6 protein-coding genes and 1 pseudogene are annotated in these 16,215 nt (G+C 61.8%); 2 read left to right on the forward strand and 5 right to left on the reverse strand.

Features of this window, described 5'->3' with window-relative positions; translation table 11 throughout:
* Window positions 1-162: 162 nt before the first annotated feature.
* Both AB3X94_RS08145 and AB3X94_RS08150 read left to right on the forward strand, forming a co-directional pair.
* Window positions 163-2,070, forward strand: coding sequence for an alkaline phosphatase family protein (locus tag AB3X94_RS08145; protein ID WP_368611239.1), 1,908 nt, complete (start codon window positions 163-165; stop codon window positions 2,068-2,070).
* Between the two features lie 165 nt (window positions 2,071-2,235).
* Window positions 2,236-3,360: a cytochrome-c peroxidase gene (locus AB3X94_RS08150; protein ID WP_368611240.1), complete on the forward strand. Its 1,125-nt coding sequence runs from the start codon at window positions 2,236-2,238 to the stop codon at window positions 3,358-3,360.
* A 213-nt stretch (window positions 3,361-3,573) separates the two neighbouring features.
* Here the strand turns inward: AB3X94_RS08150 and AB3X94_RS08155 are convergent, their stop codons facing one another.
* From AB3X94_RS08155 to AB3X94_RS08175, 5 genes and pseudogenes are all read right to left on the reverse strand, one after another.
* Window positions 3,574-5,331, reverse strand: coding sequence for a ShlB/FhaC/HecB family hemolysin secretion/activation protein (locus AB3X94_RS08155; protein WP_368611241.1), 1,758 nt, complete (start codon window positions 5,329-5,331; stop codon window positions 3,574-3,576).
* Window positions 5,332-5,953: 622 nt separating this feature from the next.
* Window positions 5,954-6,241, reverse strand: coding sequence for a hypothetical protein (locus tag AB3X94_RS08160; RefSeq protein ID WP_368611242.1), 288 nt, complete (start codon window positions 6,239-6,241; stop codon window positions 5,954-5,956).
* Between the two features lie 587 nt (window positions 6,242-6,828).
* Window positions 6,829-7,545, reverse strand: a pseudogene (locus tag AB3X94_RS08165) (hypothetical protein); the annotation flags it as partial.
* Window positions 7,544-7,819, reverse strand: a complete 276-nt coding sequence (locus AB3X94_RS08170; RefSeq protein ID WP_176110021.1) for a hypothetical protein — start codon at window positions 7,817-7,819, stop codon at window positions 7,544-7,546. The pseudogene AB3X94_RS08165 and the gene AB3X94_RS08170, both read right to left, overlap by 2 nt.
* A 3-nt stretch (window positions 7,820-7,822) precedes the next feature.
* Window positions 7,823-16,015 (reverse strand): hemagglutinin repeat-containing protein, encoded by an 8,193-nt coding sequence (locus tag AB3X94_RS08175; RefSeq protein ID WP_368611243.1) that lies wholly within the window; start codon window positions 16,013-16,015, stop codon window positions 7,823-7,825.
* Window positions 16,016-16,215 lie beyond the last annotated feature (200 nt).

Raw genomic sequence — 16,215 nt, forward strand, 5'->3', positions numbered from 1 at the left:
CGTAATCGTCGACTCCGTGGCGTGTCAAAGTGCATTGCTTTCAAAGATGCAATGGAATTGTCACGTAACGTTCTTACACTGCCGCCCGAAGCAATAATTTCAATAATCGGGCGAGGTTTCGCGAAGACGACATCCGTCCAGCGCGTAGAGGATTGACATCGTATGGATTTTTCAAAGAACAAGAGTCGGATGTTGCGGGTGAGCGCTTGTGCGCTGCTGGCCAGCATCGGTGTGGCGGCGGGCCTGAGCGCGTGTGGCGGCAGCAACAGCATGGTTCCCCAGGTGTCGGGCCAGGTGCTCGGCAGCTACATCCAGAATGCGAAGGTCTGTCTCGACCTCAACGACAACGGCAAGTGCGATAGCGGCGAGCCCTATGCGGTGACCGATGCCAAGGGCAAATTCTCCATTGGCGACGCGAGCAACGGCGGCTGGAAGAATGTGATCGCCGATCTGACCAACGCGCAGGAAAACGATGCCAATGGCAACAACATGGGCACCCAGTTCGGTTCCGGCACGTTCTTCCGCGCGCCCAAGGGCGCGACGGGCACCGTCAGCGCCATCACCACGCAACTGGCTCAACTGGTGGCGGGCGGCGCCACGCTCGACGACGCAAAGAGCACGCTCGCAGCGAAGTACGGCAGCGTGCCGGCCGACAAGCTGCTCGGCGACTTCAACAGCGACAGCAGCCTTGCCAGCCTGAAGACCGCAAGCGACAACTACATCAAAGCGGTTGTCGGCGCAAAAGCGGTGCGCCACGTTTTCGTGATCACGATGGAAAACAAGGACTACGAGGAGTCTTTTGGCACGACTGCGGCCACCAGTGGCCAGGACCCTTACCTGAAGTCGCTCGCGACGCAGGGCGCGATGCTGACCAACTACTACGGTACGGGTCACGTCAGCCTCGATAACTACATCTCGATGATGAGCGGTCAACCCTCGACGGTGGATACCGAGACCGACTGCTTCGCGCTCTGGTCCGACATCGTCGATGCCGGCGACTACACCGATCCGGTCAACGGTGCCAAGCTGCTCAAGGCTGGCACGGATGCGAACGGTCACGCCGGTGGCGGCTGTGTGTATCCGGCGCGCGTCAAGACGCTTGCCAACCAGCTCGATAACGCCAAGTTCGCCTGGAAGGGCTACATGGGCGACATGGGTAACGACCTGAACCGCGACGGCACGAAGACGTGCAGCTTCCCGACCCGTACCGCGAAGCTGGCGGGCACTGATCCCGCCAAGGCGGTCGACGGTACGCAGTCGGCTTCGGCGGGTTCCGCGTCCGGCGACGTCATCGCGGACGCCTACGCAACGCGTCACAATCCGTTCGTGTACTTTCACTCGATCATCGACGACATCGAATATTGCGATCAGCACGTCGTGAATCTGGACGCAAACCTGGAAAACGATCTGAAGTCGATCGACACCACGCCGAACCTCGTGTTCATCACGCCGGACCTGTGCGATGACGGCCATGACGGCGACGGCACGGGCGCGGCAGGCAAGGGCTGCAAGAGCGGCGCACCGGGCGGTCTGACTTCGATCGACGCGTTCCTGAAAAAGTGGATTCCTATCATCCAGGCTTCGCCGGCTTACCAGCGCGATGGTTTGATCGTCATCAACTTCGATGAGTCGAATGCGTCCAGCGGCGGTTATAGCCCGTCCCTCAACGGCACGACGCTGCAACTGATGATCAAACTGACTGGCGCGTCGACCGCCAACCAGCAGAGCGGTCCTAATGTGACGCGTCCCGAGGACGAGTTCCTGATGGCGAACTATCCGATTTCCGCTGCTGCGGGATTGCTTGGTTCGGCAAGTGCTTCGGCGCTGACGGCAGCATTCCCGACGGCGACCACGTTCAGCCTCGGCATGCACTACAACGGCGTGGGCGGCGACCGCACCGGGGCCGTGCTGTTGTCACCGTTCATCAAGGCGGGAACGACCACCGCTACGGGCTACAACCACTACTCGCTGCTCAAGAGCCTGGAAAACATATTCGGTATTCCGCAGTATCTGGGCTATGCAAACGATGCGAATCTGACGGCCTTCGGCTCCGACATCTTCACTCAGTAAGGATCGATGGCTTTGCACTTTACGAAAGGGACCGCCCGGGGGGCGGCCCTTTTTCTCTTTGCGAGTTTCTTCCTCACGGCCTGCGGCCCCAGGGAAGAGGCGATCAGCACCGCAGCCGCCGCGACACCCCCCGCGGCAACTTCCGCAGCGCCTTCCAACAAGGACATGGCCGAGATCGGCAAGCTGGCTTTTTTTGATCCGTCGCTGTCGGCGTCGGGCCGGCAGTCGTGTGCGAGCTGTCACAGCCCTGATCGTGCCTATGGGCCGCCCAATGGCCTCGCCGTGCAACTGGGCGGCGCCGATATGAAGCACTACGGCACGCGTGCCGTGCCATCGCTGCGCTATCTGCGGCGCGTGCCGATCTGGACGCACACGTATGCGAGCAGCGCCAAGGAACGCATGGAGGATGGCGACAACATGCCTTCCGGCGGCTACACCTGGGATGGGCGCTTCGACCGTCCGGCAGACCAGGCCGCGTTCCCGCTTTTGAATCCGGACGAGATGGCCAACGCGGACGCTGCCGCGGTCGCGAGCAGATTGAGCAGGAGCGCTTACGCTGCGCGTTTCCGTGCCGTGTTCGGTCAAGACATCTTCTCGCGTCCGGCCGACGCGCTCGCAGCGCTCGGCAAGTCGCTGGAGCGCTTCCAGTTCGACGATCCGAGCTTCCAACCGTTCGACAGCAAGTTCGATCGCGTGCTGGACGGCAAGGCGCAGTTCACTACGCAGGAGGCGCGGGGTTTCAGCCTGTTCGTCGATCCCGAGCGAGGCAACTGCGCGTCGTGTCACCTGGTCGACAAGGGCGCGGCCGGTGCGCATCCGACGCTTTCCGACTACAACTTCCAGACACTGGGCGTGCCACGCAACCCGGAGATTCCGGCCAACGCCGATCCGACGTACTACGACCTGGGTTTGTGCGGCCCGATGCGGACCGACAAGACCGACAACAAGTGGTACTGCGGCATGTTCAGAACGCCCACGCTGCGCAACACCGCAACCCGCCAGGTTTTTTTCCATAACGGCCGCTTCCACACGCTCGAAGATGCTTTGCGCTTTTACGTGCAACGCGACACGAACCCGGGCAAGTGGTATCCGCATGCCGGTGGCAAGCAGCAGTTCGACGACCTGCCGGTGCAATACCAGAGCAACGTCGACCATCGCACCGCGCCGATGACGAATCACAAAGGCGGCAAGCCGGTCTGGTCGGACAGCGATATCCGCGACGTGATCGCCTTTCTGGAGACATTGAACGACAGCGACGCAGAGGCGAACAAAAAGGTCGCAGCGCATTGAGGTCGCGGCGGAATACCGATTCAAGGGGTCCAGGCGTAGAGAGGACGAAGCGCCGAAACAACCAGTGGTTCCGGAGCGGGGCTTCGGCGCGCGCAGCGCCGCCGGAAGAAGGCTTCCAGCGATTGAGACGGTTGCAGCGGTCGTTAAAACGCGTCCTGTGGGGAGCCAGTGGGGAAGTTGCGGCAACTGCGCGGAAACGGCGAAGACGGTCTGTCAGAACTGCCCCGTCACCTGGAATCCGAGCGTCACGCGCGCAGTTGGAAAGCCGGATGGTTTATAGATGGGCGTAGCTGCAAAGAGGTCGCAGGCAACCGCACCTGTCTTTGCCGATGCGCTGCCGCGCACACCGATCACCGCGCCCGCGAGTTGGGTACCGGCGAGAAATGCGGTGTTCGGCCCGAACACGCGGCCGTAGTCGATACCGGCATAAGCGGCCTGGCCCGTCGAGCCGACCGGTAGCTGAAGCTCGTTGCGCCAGAAGAAACCGCGCTCGGCCGCGAGCATCGTTTCGCCGTCGAAGCCGCGCACCGTGTAGCGGCTGCCGATGGTCAGGTCATCGATGTAGTTGAGCGTGTTGTTCGTGAACTGTCCGTGAACGCTTGTCACGTAGCGTAGCGTCTGGTTCGCGATCTGGAACGGCACCGACAGGTTCGCGTCGAGGACGGCCATGCGGAAGCGGTAAGTCGGACCATTCTCGTAGAAGTCTGGTGTCGCCCCAAGTCCGCCCACACCCTGACGGTACGCGAGAGTGCCGTCGAACTGCGATGCGCCGAAGTAGTGACGGTCGGTAAGCCCCGCCTCGATGAATGTGTTGTTGCGCCGCTGCTGCGGAATAGCGGTGTCTTCAATGAAGCTTTCACCGAAGCGCTTTGTGAGCCTCAACTGCGCGCCGAGTACGTTGTTCTGGCTGCGCATCAATACCCGCTGTAGTCTGAAATCGACCGTCTGCGAATTGCCGCTCGACACGAAAGTCGTGTTGACGCCCGCGATCTGCTGGTAATACGTGTTCGTATAGGCCGACAGCGTGCCGGTCCAGTAGCCCCACGGAACGGTATAGGAGCCGTTCCAGCCGTGCGAACCGAGACCTTTGTCGCCGAATTCGAGGTCCTGACTCACACCGACGTTGAAAATGTCGTTCAGCCCGAGCGGATTGTCGATGCCCAGGCTCAGGTTGCCTTGCAGCTTGCCGGTGGCCCGCGTGCCCGAGTTGTCCACCGAGGCGACCACCGTCCACGGCTTCACGCGCTTTACCGTGACGACAATGTCGCTTTCGCCAGGTACATCAGTTGGCTCGATTTTCATGTCCGCGTCCTGGCTGCTGACGCGCTTGATCTGTTCGAGTCCCTGTTCGAGGTCGCGCAGGTTCAGCAGGTCACCCTCGCGGGCCGGGAAGGCGGTTTTCCACGTTCCGCGCGTGGCTGGTTCGGCGAAGCGGATCGCACGCACGACACCCGGCACCAGCGCGAACTTCAGCGCGCCGGTAGAGAGGTCCTGTTCGGGCAACAGTACACGCGTGGTGATGTATCCCCAGTTCAGGATGACCTGTTGCAGGCCCTTCGTGAGCGTGTCGAGTCCTGCCTTGCCCACGCATTGTCCCGTGTAGTGGTCGAGCCATTCGCGGGCGAACGCGAAGCGGTCGAGCGGCAATGCGGATGCGCCCTGTTTGCGTACTGCGTCGGGCAGTGTCGCCGGCACGTCAAGCACGAACGAATCGATGCGGAAGCACGGTGTTTCACCCGGCAGATCAGGCCAGCCAGATGCGCGTTCAATCGCCGAGCGCACCGAAGGTGCATTAACCGTCGCTTCGCGTTCCTGTGCATTGCGTTGCTGCTCGACCTGCTGGTTCTGCTCGGCGTTGGCGCGTGCCGCTGCTGCTTTGTCCGCTGGTGTGAGCGTCGGCGTCTGCTGCGCGTGCGCGAGCGTTATCAGGGCTGTGAGCGGCAATGCCGCCAGCCTTTTGCGGATTTTCATGCGAAATTGCTTTTAGTTGATAGCTGAACTGCTGCTTAGTCGATGCACCATTTTTCAGAAAGAACCTGTGATTCTCGACTCGCATTCGCCCTTCGGAAAGTCATCAGGTAGACAGCCTGACCCTCGGGAGTTATTCCTTTTTCTTCGCTGCCGTTGTCCCGAGGAACGCGCAGAATGCCAGTGCCGCTGCAATCCCGGCTGGAGCAAAAAATCCCGGCACTGTAAAAATTATTGCCGATATCGTTTTGATCGCATGTACGACGCCGAATTTAAAACCCGCAATTAAAACATCAGCGCATAAATAGCAGTTAGGGTGAGGAAAAATACTTTCCAAAACGTGTACCGCCCAAGCCAACGCGAAATGGTTGGTCCAAGCAGGCCGCCAAAGATGCCACTCCAGAAACCGTCGATCACTGTTAGCTCCTCATCACTTGCTATCAGTTACCAACCAATCCGTGAAGAGATGATCTTTACACCAAAGGTCCAAATAAGATCACTCCGACAACCAATCCAAATATTTGGCACGCAAATTTCTGCTCCGATGTCATTTTTTTTCTTCACCAGTTGCAAGGGCATAGGAACTTCACTTTCGTTGATTTAAACCAGCAGGCTGGCAGTCGGATCACTCTTTCTTCTCCGCGTCAAAGGTTGCACATACAAACACACACAGAACCGCCAGCAGACCTATGCCCATCGGCACCAAGAGACCTATCGGTGTAAAAGTAAACTCTCGCAATCGGGCGAGAGCCGCAGGGCCGCCGACATCCACCAGATCCTGTACGAACGAAAAGATATACACCGCAATTGTCACAATGAGGAATATCGTCGTATACCGATACTTCCTGGCCCAGCGCATGACTGCTGAACCAAAAAGTCCGCCAAAGACGCCGCTCCAGAAACCATCAAACATAAGCGCCTCCCAAATCACTGACTCAAGTTATGTTGCTGGACCGCGCTCTGCGCCGCCTTACCAGCAGTTTGGCTCAAAGCAAGTCCATTTGCCTGGATAACAAAGCCAGGAACCGTGGCAACATTCTTTGCCGAATTTGCGACACCCGCCCAGCTAAACATCGATGTTTTGAACATGCCGTTAATGGCACCGAAGGTCGAAGCAGCGGCGATTCCCGGTGCGGAAAAGCGTTCATTGAAACTTGCGCCGAAGTCTTGGCCACCTTTGTAGTCCCTGTAGGCTCCATATGCAGCTGATGCTGTATATAGCCCGCCTGAACTCGTCGCTCCAGTCAGCGCACCGGTTGTCAGCGAATATGCAGCCTGAGCGGCTTTATATGCGGCGAACGCCTCGGGACCGAGAGCGATTGCGGCGGCGGCACCCGCGGCCAGTCCGACAGCCGCTCCTGTTTGGGCGACGTTATCTGCGGCTGCGCCAGAGAGTTCCCCTTGTGCCTGGATCACAGCATTCAGCATTGCATCACTGCACTGCGCGCCGGCCCCACAAACCTGAGAAACCAGGTCCTTCTTCTTCTGATGAAGCATCTGGTTGTACAACTCGACGTTCGACGCCGTGGCCGCGCCTGCGGTGCCGCCGACGAGTACACCTCCGACGCCCGCCGCTACGTTCGCAGCGAGGTTGCCGAGCAGTTCCGAGCCCGTTTCTGATGCTACACCCTTCGAAAGGCTCTCAAGCTGCGCCGCCACCTTCGACGACAGGCCCGCCCCGGCAGCACCACCGATAGCCCCGAACGCGCTGCCGCCACCAAGGCCACCAATCAGCGCACCACCCGCCGCGTGCAGCAGCGCGCGGTTGTCGCCACCCTCGGCCCACGCGGCCTCTCCGGCCGCGTCACCGGCCTTCTGCGCCGCCTCCAGCTTTGATTCAGCATACGCGCCGATGCCTTGCGATACCGTCTGGCCCGCCGCCTGCGCGGCCTGCATCGTGTCGGCCTGCTGGTTCAGGATCGCGTTCACGTCCGGCGTTTTCGCAACCTTGCCGTTCGTGTTCGTTGTATCGCGCGACAGGTTCGCCACGTCCTGCGTCTGGCCCGCGCTGTTCGTCACGTTGATCGTGCCCGCGCTGATCGCGCTGCGCGTGGTTGCGCTCTCGTCGCCGCTTTCGTGCTGCGAGATCATCGGCGATACGCCCGGATGGCCGCTCACCGAACCTGGGCCAACCGCCTTGTTGGTGTTACTACCGAAGCCCACGCCCGCACTGATACCGTTGCTGGTCGCGGCGTAGTGCGACTGGTTCTGGATATCAAGGAGAGGTCTTGTCCAGGTTCATGAGCCGATGTGCAACAGTTCTGGTATGCACTTCATCGCCATCGAGACCAATGTGCTTGACCTCAACCCATCTGAGGTAGTCGTACAACTCGTCGACTGTTTTCTCCTCTCGAAGCATACGACTAATATCCTGGACGTATGAGTCGTATTCATCGTCCGCTTCCGGTGAATCGCCAACGCCAATGGGATCCCACTCCTTGAGCAGGACCTTTTTTACGTCCAGATCCAAACCAATAAACGTTCTCTTCATTTTTCAGGGTGCTCCGGGGATTACTGTGACGACCAGCCCAGTCTTTGAATTCGTGACCACCCGAACGTTGTTCACCGGATCATAGTATCCGGTTGTTCCGGGACGCGTAGGGTAGTTAACACCGTTTGCAATAGTGTTTTGCACCACTGAAGGCGGCACACCTCGACCCTGCATCTGGTCCATTGCATGAGCGGAGTAATCAACTCCGCCAATTGTAGCGGGCGCATTTGTCCCACGTGGCACGTCCATTGGACTACCGCTGACTCCCACAGGTGTACTCGGGTCCTTAGCACCCTTGCCAGCCGCTGCCGCCCCCGCAGCCAGCGCTGTCGAAGGCACGGTCGCGGCCTGGGTACCCGCTGGCACTTTGGCACCTGCCTGTCCCAGCATCGCGCGCTCCTTGTCGAGCGCCTGCTTCAGTTCCTGCGCCTCCTTCTTCGCCTCGGTGTCGTTCTTGTCGTTCGCGGCGTTGTACAGGTTCACGTTCGATGCCATCGCCGCGCCCGCCGTGCCACCAACCGCTGCGCCCGCAAGACCCGACGCAATATTCCCCGCCAGATTGCCGATCAGCGACGAACCGGCCGCACCCGATACCGAATCGCTGAGTCCCTTCATCTGGTCAGCCAGTTTCGAAGAAATCGCCGCGCCTGCTGCGCCGCCCACCGCACCGAACGCACCGCCACCCAGGCCACCGATCAACGCACCGCCCGCGAGGTGCAGGCCCGCTCTGGCATCGCCTCCCTCACTCCACGAATCGAAGTCTGCCAGCGCTGCCGACGCGCCTTCGAGGTCGCCATTCTTGTAGGCTGCTTTCGCCGCATCAAGCGCTTCATCACGCTTCATGTCCGCATACGCGCCGATGCCTTGCGATACCGTCTGGCCCGCCGCCTGTGCAGCCTGCATCGTGTCGGCCTGCTGGTTCAGGATCGCGTTCACGTCCGGCGTTTTCGCAACCGTGCCGTTCGTGTCCGTCGTGTCGCGCGACAGGTTTGCAACGTCCTGCGTCTGGCCCGCACCGTTCGTCACGTTGATCGCGCCTGCGCTGATCGCGCTGCGCGTTGTTGCGCTCTCGTCGCCGCTTTCGTTCTGCGAAATCATCGGCGAGACGCCCGGTGTGCCACTCACAGAACCCGGACCCGTTGCCTTGCCGGTGTTACCACCGAAGCCCACGCCTGCACTGATACCGTTGCTGTTGGCGCTGTAGTGCGACTGGTTCTGGATATCGCTAAACGTGAGCGTGCCGGTCGTCAGGCTGTTGTTCGACGCGGCGGCCGTGCTCGATATCACGCCGCCCGTCAGGTCCGTGTTGCCCTTGACGTTGATGTTGAACCCGCCATCTCCCGCATTGATGCCGGCCTGTTCGTTGACACCTGCATAGTTTGAATCGGCATGGCCGTTCTGCGCGCTGAAGCTGGCACTGCCGCCGCCCTGGCTGATCGTGAATCCGCCGCCCGTGCTGCTCTGGTGTGCGGCACTGTTCGTCACATCCTGCACACTCACAATATTCAGGTTGCCGCCCACGTCAGCCGCGATCTGCCTGCCATTGATCTGCGAGCCGATGACGTTCGTGTCCCCGCCCGATATCACCGTGACGCTGTTCGCGCCGTTTACATGCGAAGCATTCTGGACTGACGCGTCGCTGTTCGCATCGCCATGCGCGTTCGACATCGCCGCCGAGACGCCGAAGCCGCCGCCGAGCGTGTACTGCACGCCAACGCTTGCACTGCTGGAGCTGTTCGAATTGCGCGTCGAATCGGTGTCGGTCGTGTTGATGACGTTCACCTGGTTTTTCGCCGCCAGAATGACATCGTTCGCGCTGACGTTCGAGCCGGCGACAGTCAGGTCGCCATTCGTTGCCACGAATCCCGCCGTGCCGCCTGCCTGCACGCTGGAGCCCCGCTGCGTCGTCTGATCTTCCGACGACTGGCTTTCGCTTTTGCTCGATCCGATGCTGACCTTGATGCCGATGTCGGGCTTGCCACCATCGGCCAGGGTTTTCGCCCCCATACCCGCTATCGCCACATCGCCCGCCGCCGCAATGCTATGCAGCGCAGCCGCACGGTCATTGCCCGTGCTGGTCGAATTCTTCGCCGCCTGACTTTCCGAATACGCGTTGTTGATCGCATCGCCGACCGAACCCGCCAGACCAATCGTGAGGCCGCTGCTGCTGGTCTTCTGCGTCTGCGCCTGGTGCGAGGTATCGGTGGCCGCGTCGATGATGACGTTCGCCGCCGTGCCAGCGAGGTTCCTGCCTGCGACAAGATCGCTACCGGTGACGTGCAGGGTGTTGCCCGCCTGGATCGACAGGTCGCCGTTCAGCGAGCCGACCGTGCTCGCGTTGTTCGTGACACCCGATGCCTCACTGGTCGTCGCGAGCTTGTTGGTGCCGACCGTCACGCTCAGGCCGCTCGTCCCCAGGCCCGTGCGCGTCTCCTCATAGCTGCTGGACGACTGCATGGTGTCCTGTGACGTCGTGATATCCACGTCATGCGCAGCACTGAGCGCGACATCGTTCGTGCCGACAATCGTGCTGCCCTTGACGTTGATGTCGTTGCCACTGGCGATAGTCACGGCGTCTGCCGAAACCAGGCTGCCCTGCGAGAGCGTGGCGGTGGTGTGGCTCGAACTCGCCACATCCTTGCCGCTCACGATATTGCTGTGGCTGTGCTGTTCCTGCGAATTGTCGACATAGGTCGCGGTGGCCGCACCGATGTTGACGTTGTTCGCCGCCGCCAGCGTCGCCGTCCCCTGGTCGAGACTGATCGCGCTGCCGATGAGGTTGAGGTCGTGGCCCGATGCGACGGTCAGTGAATCTCCGGCATGGAGCGTCGTCCCTGTCAGGGTATCGGCCGAGGTATGCTGCGACGCTGAATAGCTGACGTGGCTATCGCTACCGGAACTGCTGCTGTCGACGGTAGAGTTCGCCTTCGCCGCCTGGAGCGTGACGTCGCCGTTCGCCGCAACCGCCCCGCCACCGCCCAGGTTGATATCAGCGCCCGTCGCGGTCAGGTTGCCGCCCACGCCGATCTGCGAGACGCCGCCTACGTTAATCGAACTGCCTGTCGTCTGGTTGAAGTCGGTATCCGATACGCCGTTCGCGCCCGCGACCACCTTATGCTCGCCGGTCTGCACCGAGCCGAGATCGTAGTTGCCGCCCACGGCCATGCCGAGGTTGCCGCCCACGTTCAGGTTGCCCGCGTTCTGCTCGACGTTGCCGGCCGTGACGATCACGGCATCGCCCGCCACGTTCAGGTTCGCAATCGGGCCAAGCGCGGTCGTGCTGCGTGTCGCGCCGGTTGCGCTGGCCTGATCAACGGTCTTGACCGCCGTGTTCAGCAACAGGTTGCCGCCCGCGTTCAGCGCGAGGCTGCCTGCATTCACCGTGGCCGAGGTCAGGTCCACATTGCCGGTGGTCGCCAGCGACATCAGGCCGCCGCTTTGCAGCTTGCCGAACGCGTTGTCGATCTGCTGGCCCTGGATCGACAGCGTATTGCCTGCCTGCATCGTGCCGCTATTCGTGAACGTCTGCGTGTTCTGAAGGTCGATGTCGGTCGCCGCAATCAACGGCCCGTTCATGTCCTGCTGGCTGGCCTTCGCGAGATAGACGACGGGTACGAGTACCTGTTGCCCGTTGACGGTCTCGGTCTGCATGATGATGACGTTACTCGTGAGCGCGGCCACCTGCTCAGCCGACAGGCTCATGCCGAGCGGCAGATCGAGCGACTTCGACAGCGACGCGCCCGCGTCGAGCAGAGCCTGATACATCGACTGAAGGTCGGTGTACGGACCGAGTACCGCCTTGCCGGTGAGCGACGTAATCTGGTTCCGGACCAGTTGCTGTTCGTAGAATCCATCGCCCAGGCGCTTCTCCGTCGTCTGCGGATTCAGGCCAAGCTGTTGCAGGTAGTAGTCGCTCGATATGAATGACTTCTGGTTCGTGAACGCCGGGTTGGTCTCGATCAGGTAGGTTGCGCCCGGTGCGCTCGCGGGGCTGAACAGTCCGCCTTGGGAAATCGAGAGGTTTTGCAGCACATTCTGCGCAGTCGCACTGGCGATGACCGCATTGACCAGACCGCCGCCGCTGACGCCGCCAACCGTCACGCCGCCCAGCGACTGGCCGGGCACAAGACCGGGCAAAGGCATCCCGGCGTTACCCGCCGTGTTATCGATGTTCACGCCCGTGCCGGAAAGCGTGCTGCCTGCGACAAACGTCGATTCGTAGCTCGGCAGCGCGTAGGTGCGGATGTCAGCCGGCGCGACCTGGTAGCCGCCCGGATTGGAGGTCACGAACGTCGCGTTGCCGAACGGCAACTGCCAGTTGTATTCGGTGTTGTCGTAATTGTTGTAGTGATACTGGCCTGAATAGGTTACCTGCAGGCCGGGCGCAAGTTGCCCGCGCCAGCTATTCTGGTCGAGCGTCACGGGCGCGGCGATGCTGCCAGCCGCAGCAACGGCGCTCCAGTAGTTCTGGAACGTGCCGACGTTCGACGCATCGAGGTTGCCCCCGGCGATGATCTGCGCCTGCGGGCTGATCCCCGTGATGAGGTTCGCGAGCGCCACGCCCGTATAGGTCGTGTACTGGTAGGTGCTGTTCCACTGGCCACCGTGCGGCGGATTGATCGGCATGCCACCTGGCTGGGCCTGCGCCGCGGCGATGGCGGCGGGATCGTAGTTGGAAGCATTCGGATCAAACTGGAGGCCCTGAACCTGCGGATTGCCCGGACCGCATGCCGCCATGTCGATGGCCGCGCAGCCAGACAGGCTGATACCCAGCGCCTGGACAAGCGGGGAACTCGCGTCCAGCGGCTCCACGTAGGCCCCGTCGGTCGTCATCACGCGCCGCGTGTTCGTAACCTGGGTCGCGTACAGCCCCATGTCGCCCGAGGACTGGATCAGCGCCGAGACGTTGTTGATCAGGTTCGCGTTGGTATAACTGCCGTCCGCGTTTTTTCCACCCGCCAGCACGACCTTGCCGAGACCGTAAATCGCGGTGGTCGCCTGCGTATCGGTCGTCGTGGTGTCGTCGCGGTTCTCGATATCGGGCGCGAGCAGTTCGAGCGTGCCGTTACTGTCCGTCGCACCGATCAGCGCGGTCGGCCCGACATTCGTGATCGATTGCGTGGCGTTCAGCGAGACGCTGCCGCCGACCATCACGCCCACGTTTTCCAGCGTGTTCGAATGCGTCGCGAGCGTGCCGCCCGCCATCATGACACCGCTGTTCCGGACATCGGCGGCATGGACGTTCAGGTTGTTCGCCGCCTCAACCAGCGCGCCGTTGCTGAACGCGCCCGGCAGGGTGAAGGACAGGTCATGACCGGCGTTGAACTGCACATCGGGCGTGGGCGCGAAATCGCCCTGAACGCTCACTGCCACGTCATGAGCCGCGCTGTAGGTACCACCGCCCGTCAGCGTCGCGGCATTCACGGACAGATCATGCGTCGCGCCAATCTGGCCGTTCGCGTTCGTCACCGCGCCGGTCGTCGTGATGGCAACGTCGCCAGTCCAGCCCGCAAAACTACCGATCCTGCCGCCGCTGTTGTCGACGGTATCCGCCTGAACCGCGAGGCTCGCGCCGCTCAGTTGACCGCCCTGGGTATTGGAGAGCGATGACGTGTCGACGGCCACATTACCGTTACCCGTCATGACACCGCCGCTGTTGACGATCTGGCTGCCGCCCTGCAAGGTCGCATCGCCCGTGCCGAGGTTGCTGATGAGACCGTTCGTATTGTCGATCGACGCAGCCTGAACGCCGAGCGTGCCCGCATCGCCCGCCGCGCCCGTGCCCGACTGGATCTGTCCGTTCGTATTCGTCAGCACGCCGCCACTGGCGAGCGAGAGGGACGTGAGCGAGCGCATCGCGCCCTGCGTATTGTTGATATTGCCTGCGATGCTCGCCGCGATATTGCCCTGCGCGGCGAACACGCCCGTCGCGTTGTTCAGACTCCCGGCCTGTGCGGCGATCTGACCGGCGGTGATGATCGTTCCGTGAACGTTCGAGATTGACCCGGCACCGTTACCCGGCGTAATCGTCAGCGTGCCGGTACCCGCATGCGTAATCGTGCCGCCGTCGTTGTCGAGCGCGGCCGGTGCAAGAGTCAGGTCCGTGCTGTTGGTCTGGAGTGTGCCGCCTGCCGAGTTGTCGAGCGTACCGGTCACGTCGAGCGTCGTCGCGCCGGTTCCGGTCTGCGTGATCGTGCCGCCGTGGTTGACGAGATTCGTTCCGTGCAGCGCAATCTGATTCGCGCTGATCGCGCCCGAGCTGTTGTCGATTGTCGTGGCACTTGCGCTCGCCAGCTGGCCGGCTGCGATCGTGCCGGAACTGGTCAGCACCGTGCCCGCCGAGACGGTCGTGTTGCCGTTGGCGGCCAGGATGCCACCATTGAATAGCGTCTGCACGGCGCGGGCGATCAGCGACTGCACTGCCGTGATCGAGCCCGCGTTGGCAAGCTGCCCGGCCTGCGCGGTCACGCTCCCGTTGCCGCCGATGGTGCCGCCCGCGCCGTTGTTCAGCAGGCCCGTCGTGAAGACGCTCAGGCCATCGCCATTGAGTGAGGCGATGTGTCCTGCCGTATTGTCGAGGCTGCCTGCGTTCGCCGTTAGCGCCCCCGCCGCCTGCATCGTGCCGCCCGCGTTCGACACAGCACCTGTCACGTTAGCCGTCAGCGGACCACCCGAAACGATCTGGCCGTTGCGGTTCGAGAGTGCGCCAGCCGTGATGGTCTGTGCGCCGCCCGACGACATTGCGCCGCTGTCGTTCGTGAGTGTGCCTGCCGCACGAGCGTCGAGCGTGCCGCCCGCCGTCGTGGTCGCGCCCGACAGGTTCAGGTCACCGCTGTTCGCAGCGAGTGAAAGCGCGCCATTCGCCGAACTGGTCGCGCCCGCGAGATTGACCGCCGCGCCGCTCACGCTCGCATTGCCGCCTGCCACATTGCGGCCGGTTGAGGTGACAGCGCCGGATGCGCTCACGTTCAGGTCGCCCGTCCGCGCGAGCGAGCCGTCGCCGTTCACGCCCGCCGCGAGCGCGCCAGTTGAATTCACGCTGGCGGCGTTGACGGTTGTATTTTGCTGCGCGGCCACCATGCCGCTGTTCGTGACCGTACCGCTGGCCGAGAGAATCGCGCTTTGCTGCGCGTAGGTCGTGCCGCTGTTCTGGATATCGCCAGCGGTGGCGGCAAGATTGCCGCTCGCGCTGGTCTTGCCGGCGAGGGACAACAGGCCGTTCGATTGCAGCGTCAGGTCGCCCGCCTGCGCGGCGATTACGCCCTGGTTCGAAACACCTACACCGTACTCGTTGCTCGCCAGAAAAATCCGCCCGCTGTACATGCCGCCCAGCTGGCTCACGTCAATCGAGACGGCCGGTGCGGGTCCGTCGCCCGCAATCGGCGTGAACGCCAGTGAGTCGTGACCGATCTGGTTTGCGCCGGTGATGACATTCAGGTTTTTCCCGGCGTACACCTCCGCATTGATCTGCACCGCTCGGGCCAGCAGGTCAACCTGATCCACAGTCGAGCCGTCGAGTCCCGCTCCCTGCACGGTGATGTTGCCGCGAGTCACATTAAAACCGGTGAGCGAACCATCCGGGGCAAAGTTCGGCGTGCCTGTCGTCAGAACGGCGCGCGAGGTATTCAGAAAGCCGCCGCCGTTCACCGAAATGCCGGAACCGTTAGCTATCACCACCTCTGCGCGTTGTCCTGCCACTTCGAGCATGCCGTTGATCTGACTCGCCGCGCTGCTGTTGACCTGGTTCACGATGATGCGTGCAGCCTGGTTCGCCCCGAAGTTCGGGTTGCCGTTGATCTGCCCGGCCTGCTGCGTGCCCGTTATCACGGGTGAATTGTTCAGAATCGCGCCTGAACGTGAGACGTCAAATTGCGAATAGGTATTCAGTGATACGCCACCACTCCCCGAGGGCCGGTTCACGTTCACCTGTGGTAACCCGTTCGCCGTACTGATCACGTTCGGCGCGTTCGCGCCAGAGGGGACGATCTGTGCGTCCGACAGAGCGGGAGCGAATCCGGCGAGCACCAGCACGGCAAAGGCCACGTGGCGCGCCGCGAACTGCATGATGGAAACCGGAGTGCAAGGCGCGCGGGTTTCGCCGTCACCGGTCCGGCCATGGGCGACGGCTGTTTCTGCGACGGCAACGAGCATGCCCCGACAGCGGCTGAATACCAGCCGGAAGATATTCTTATTCATTTTGCATGACGCTTTTTTTGGCTATCTTCCGAAGATAGGCCAACATGCTTTTCAGATCTGTCAGGCAATGTTAATGAATGCGCGATGACAACGGATTTTCGAAAATCGGATCGGTCTGATGGACGTTTTTTTTCGGAAATATGTGGATTCGAATATCCGTCAGCTGACTACCGGTTTTACTGCGACGCAGACGGAAAGGC

The sequence above is a fragment of the Paraburkholderia sp. BR10923 genome (genome assembly GCF_040948765.1).
GTDB classification, from domain to species: Bacteria; Pseudomonadota; Gammaproteobacteria; order Burkholderiales; family Burkholderiaceae; genus Paraburkholderia; species Paraburkholderia youngii.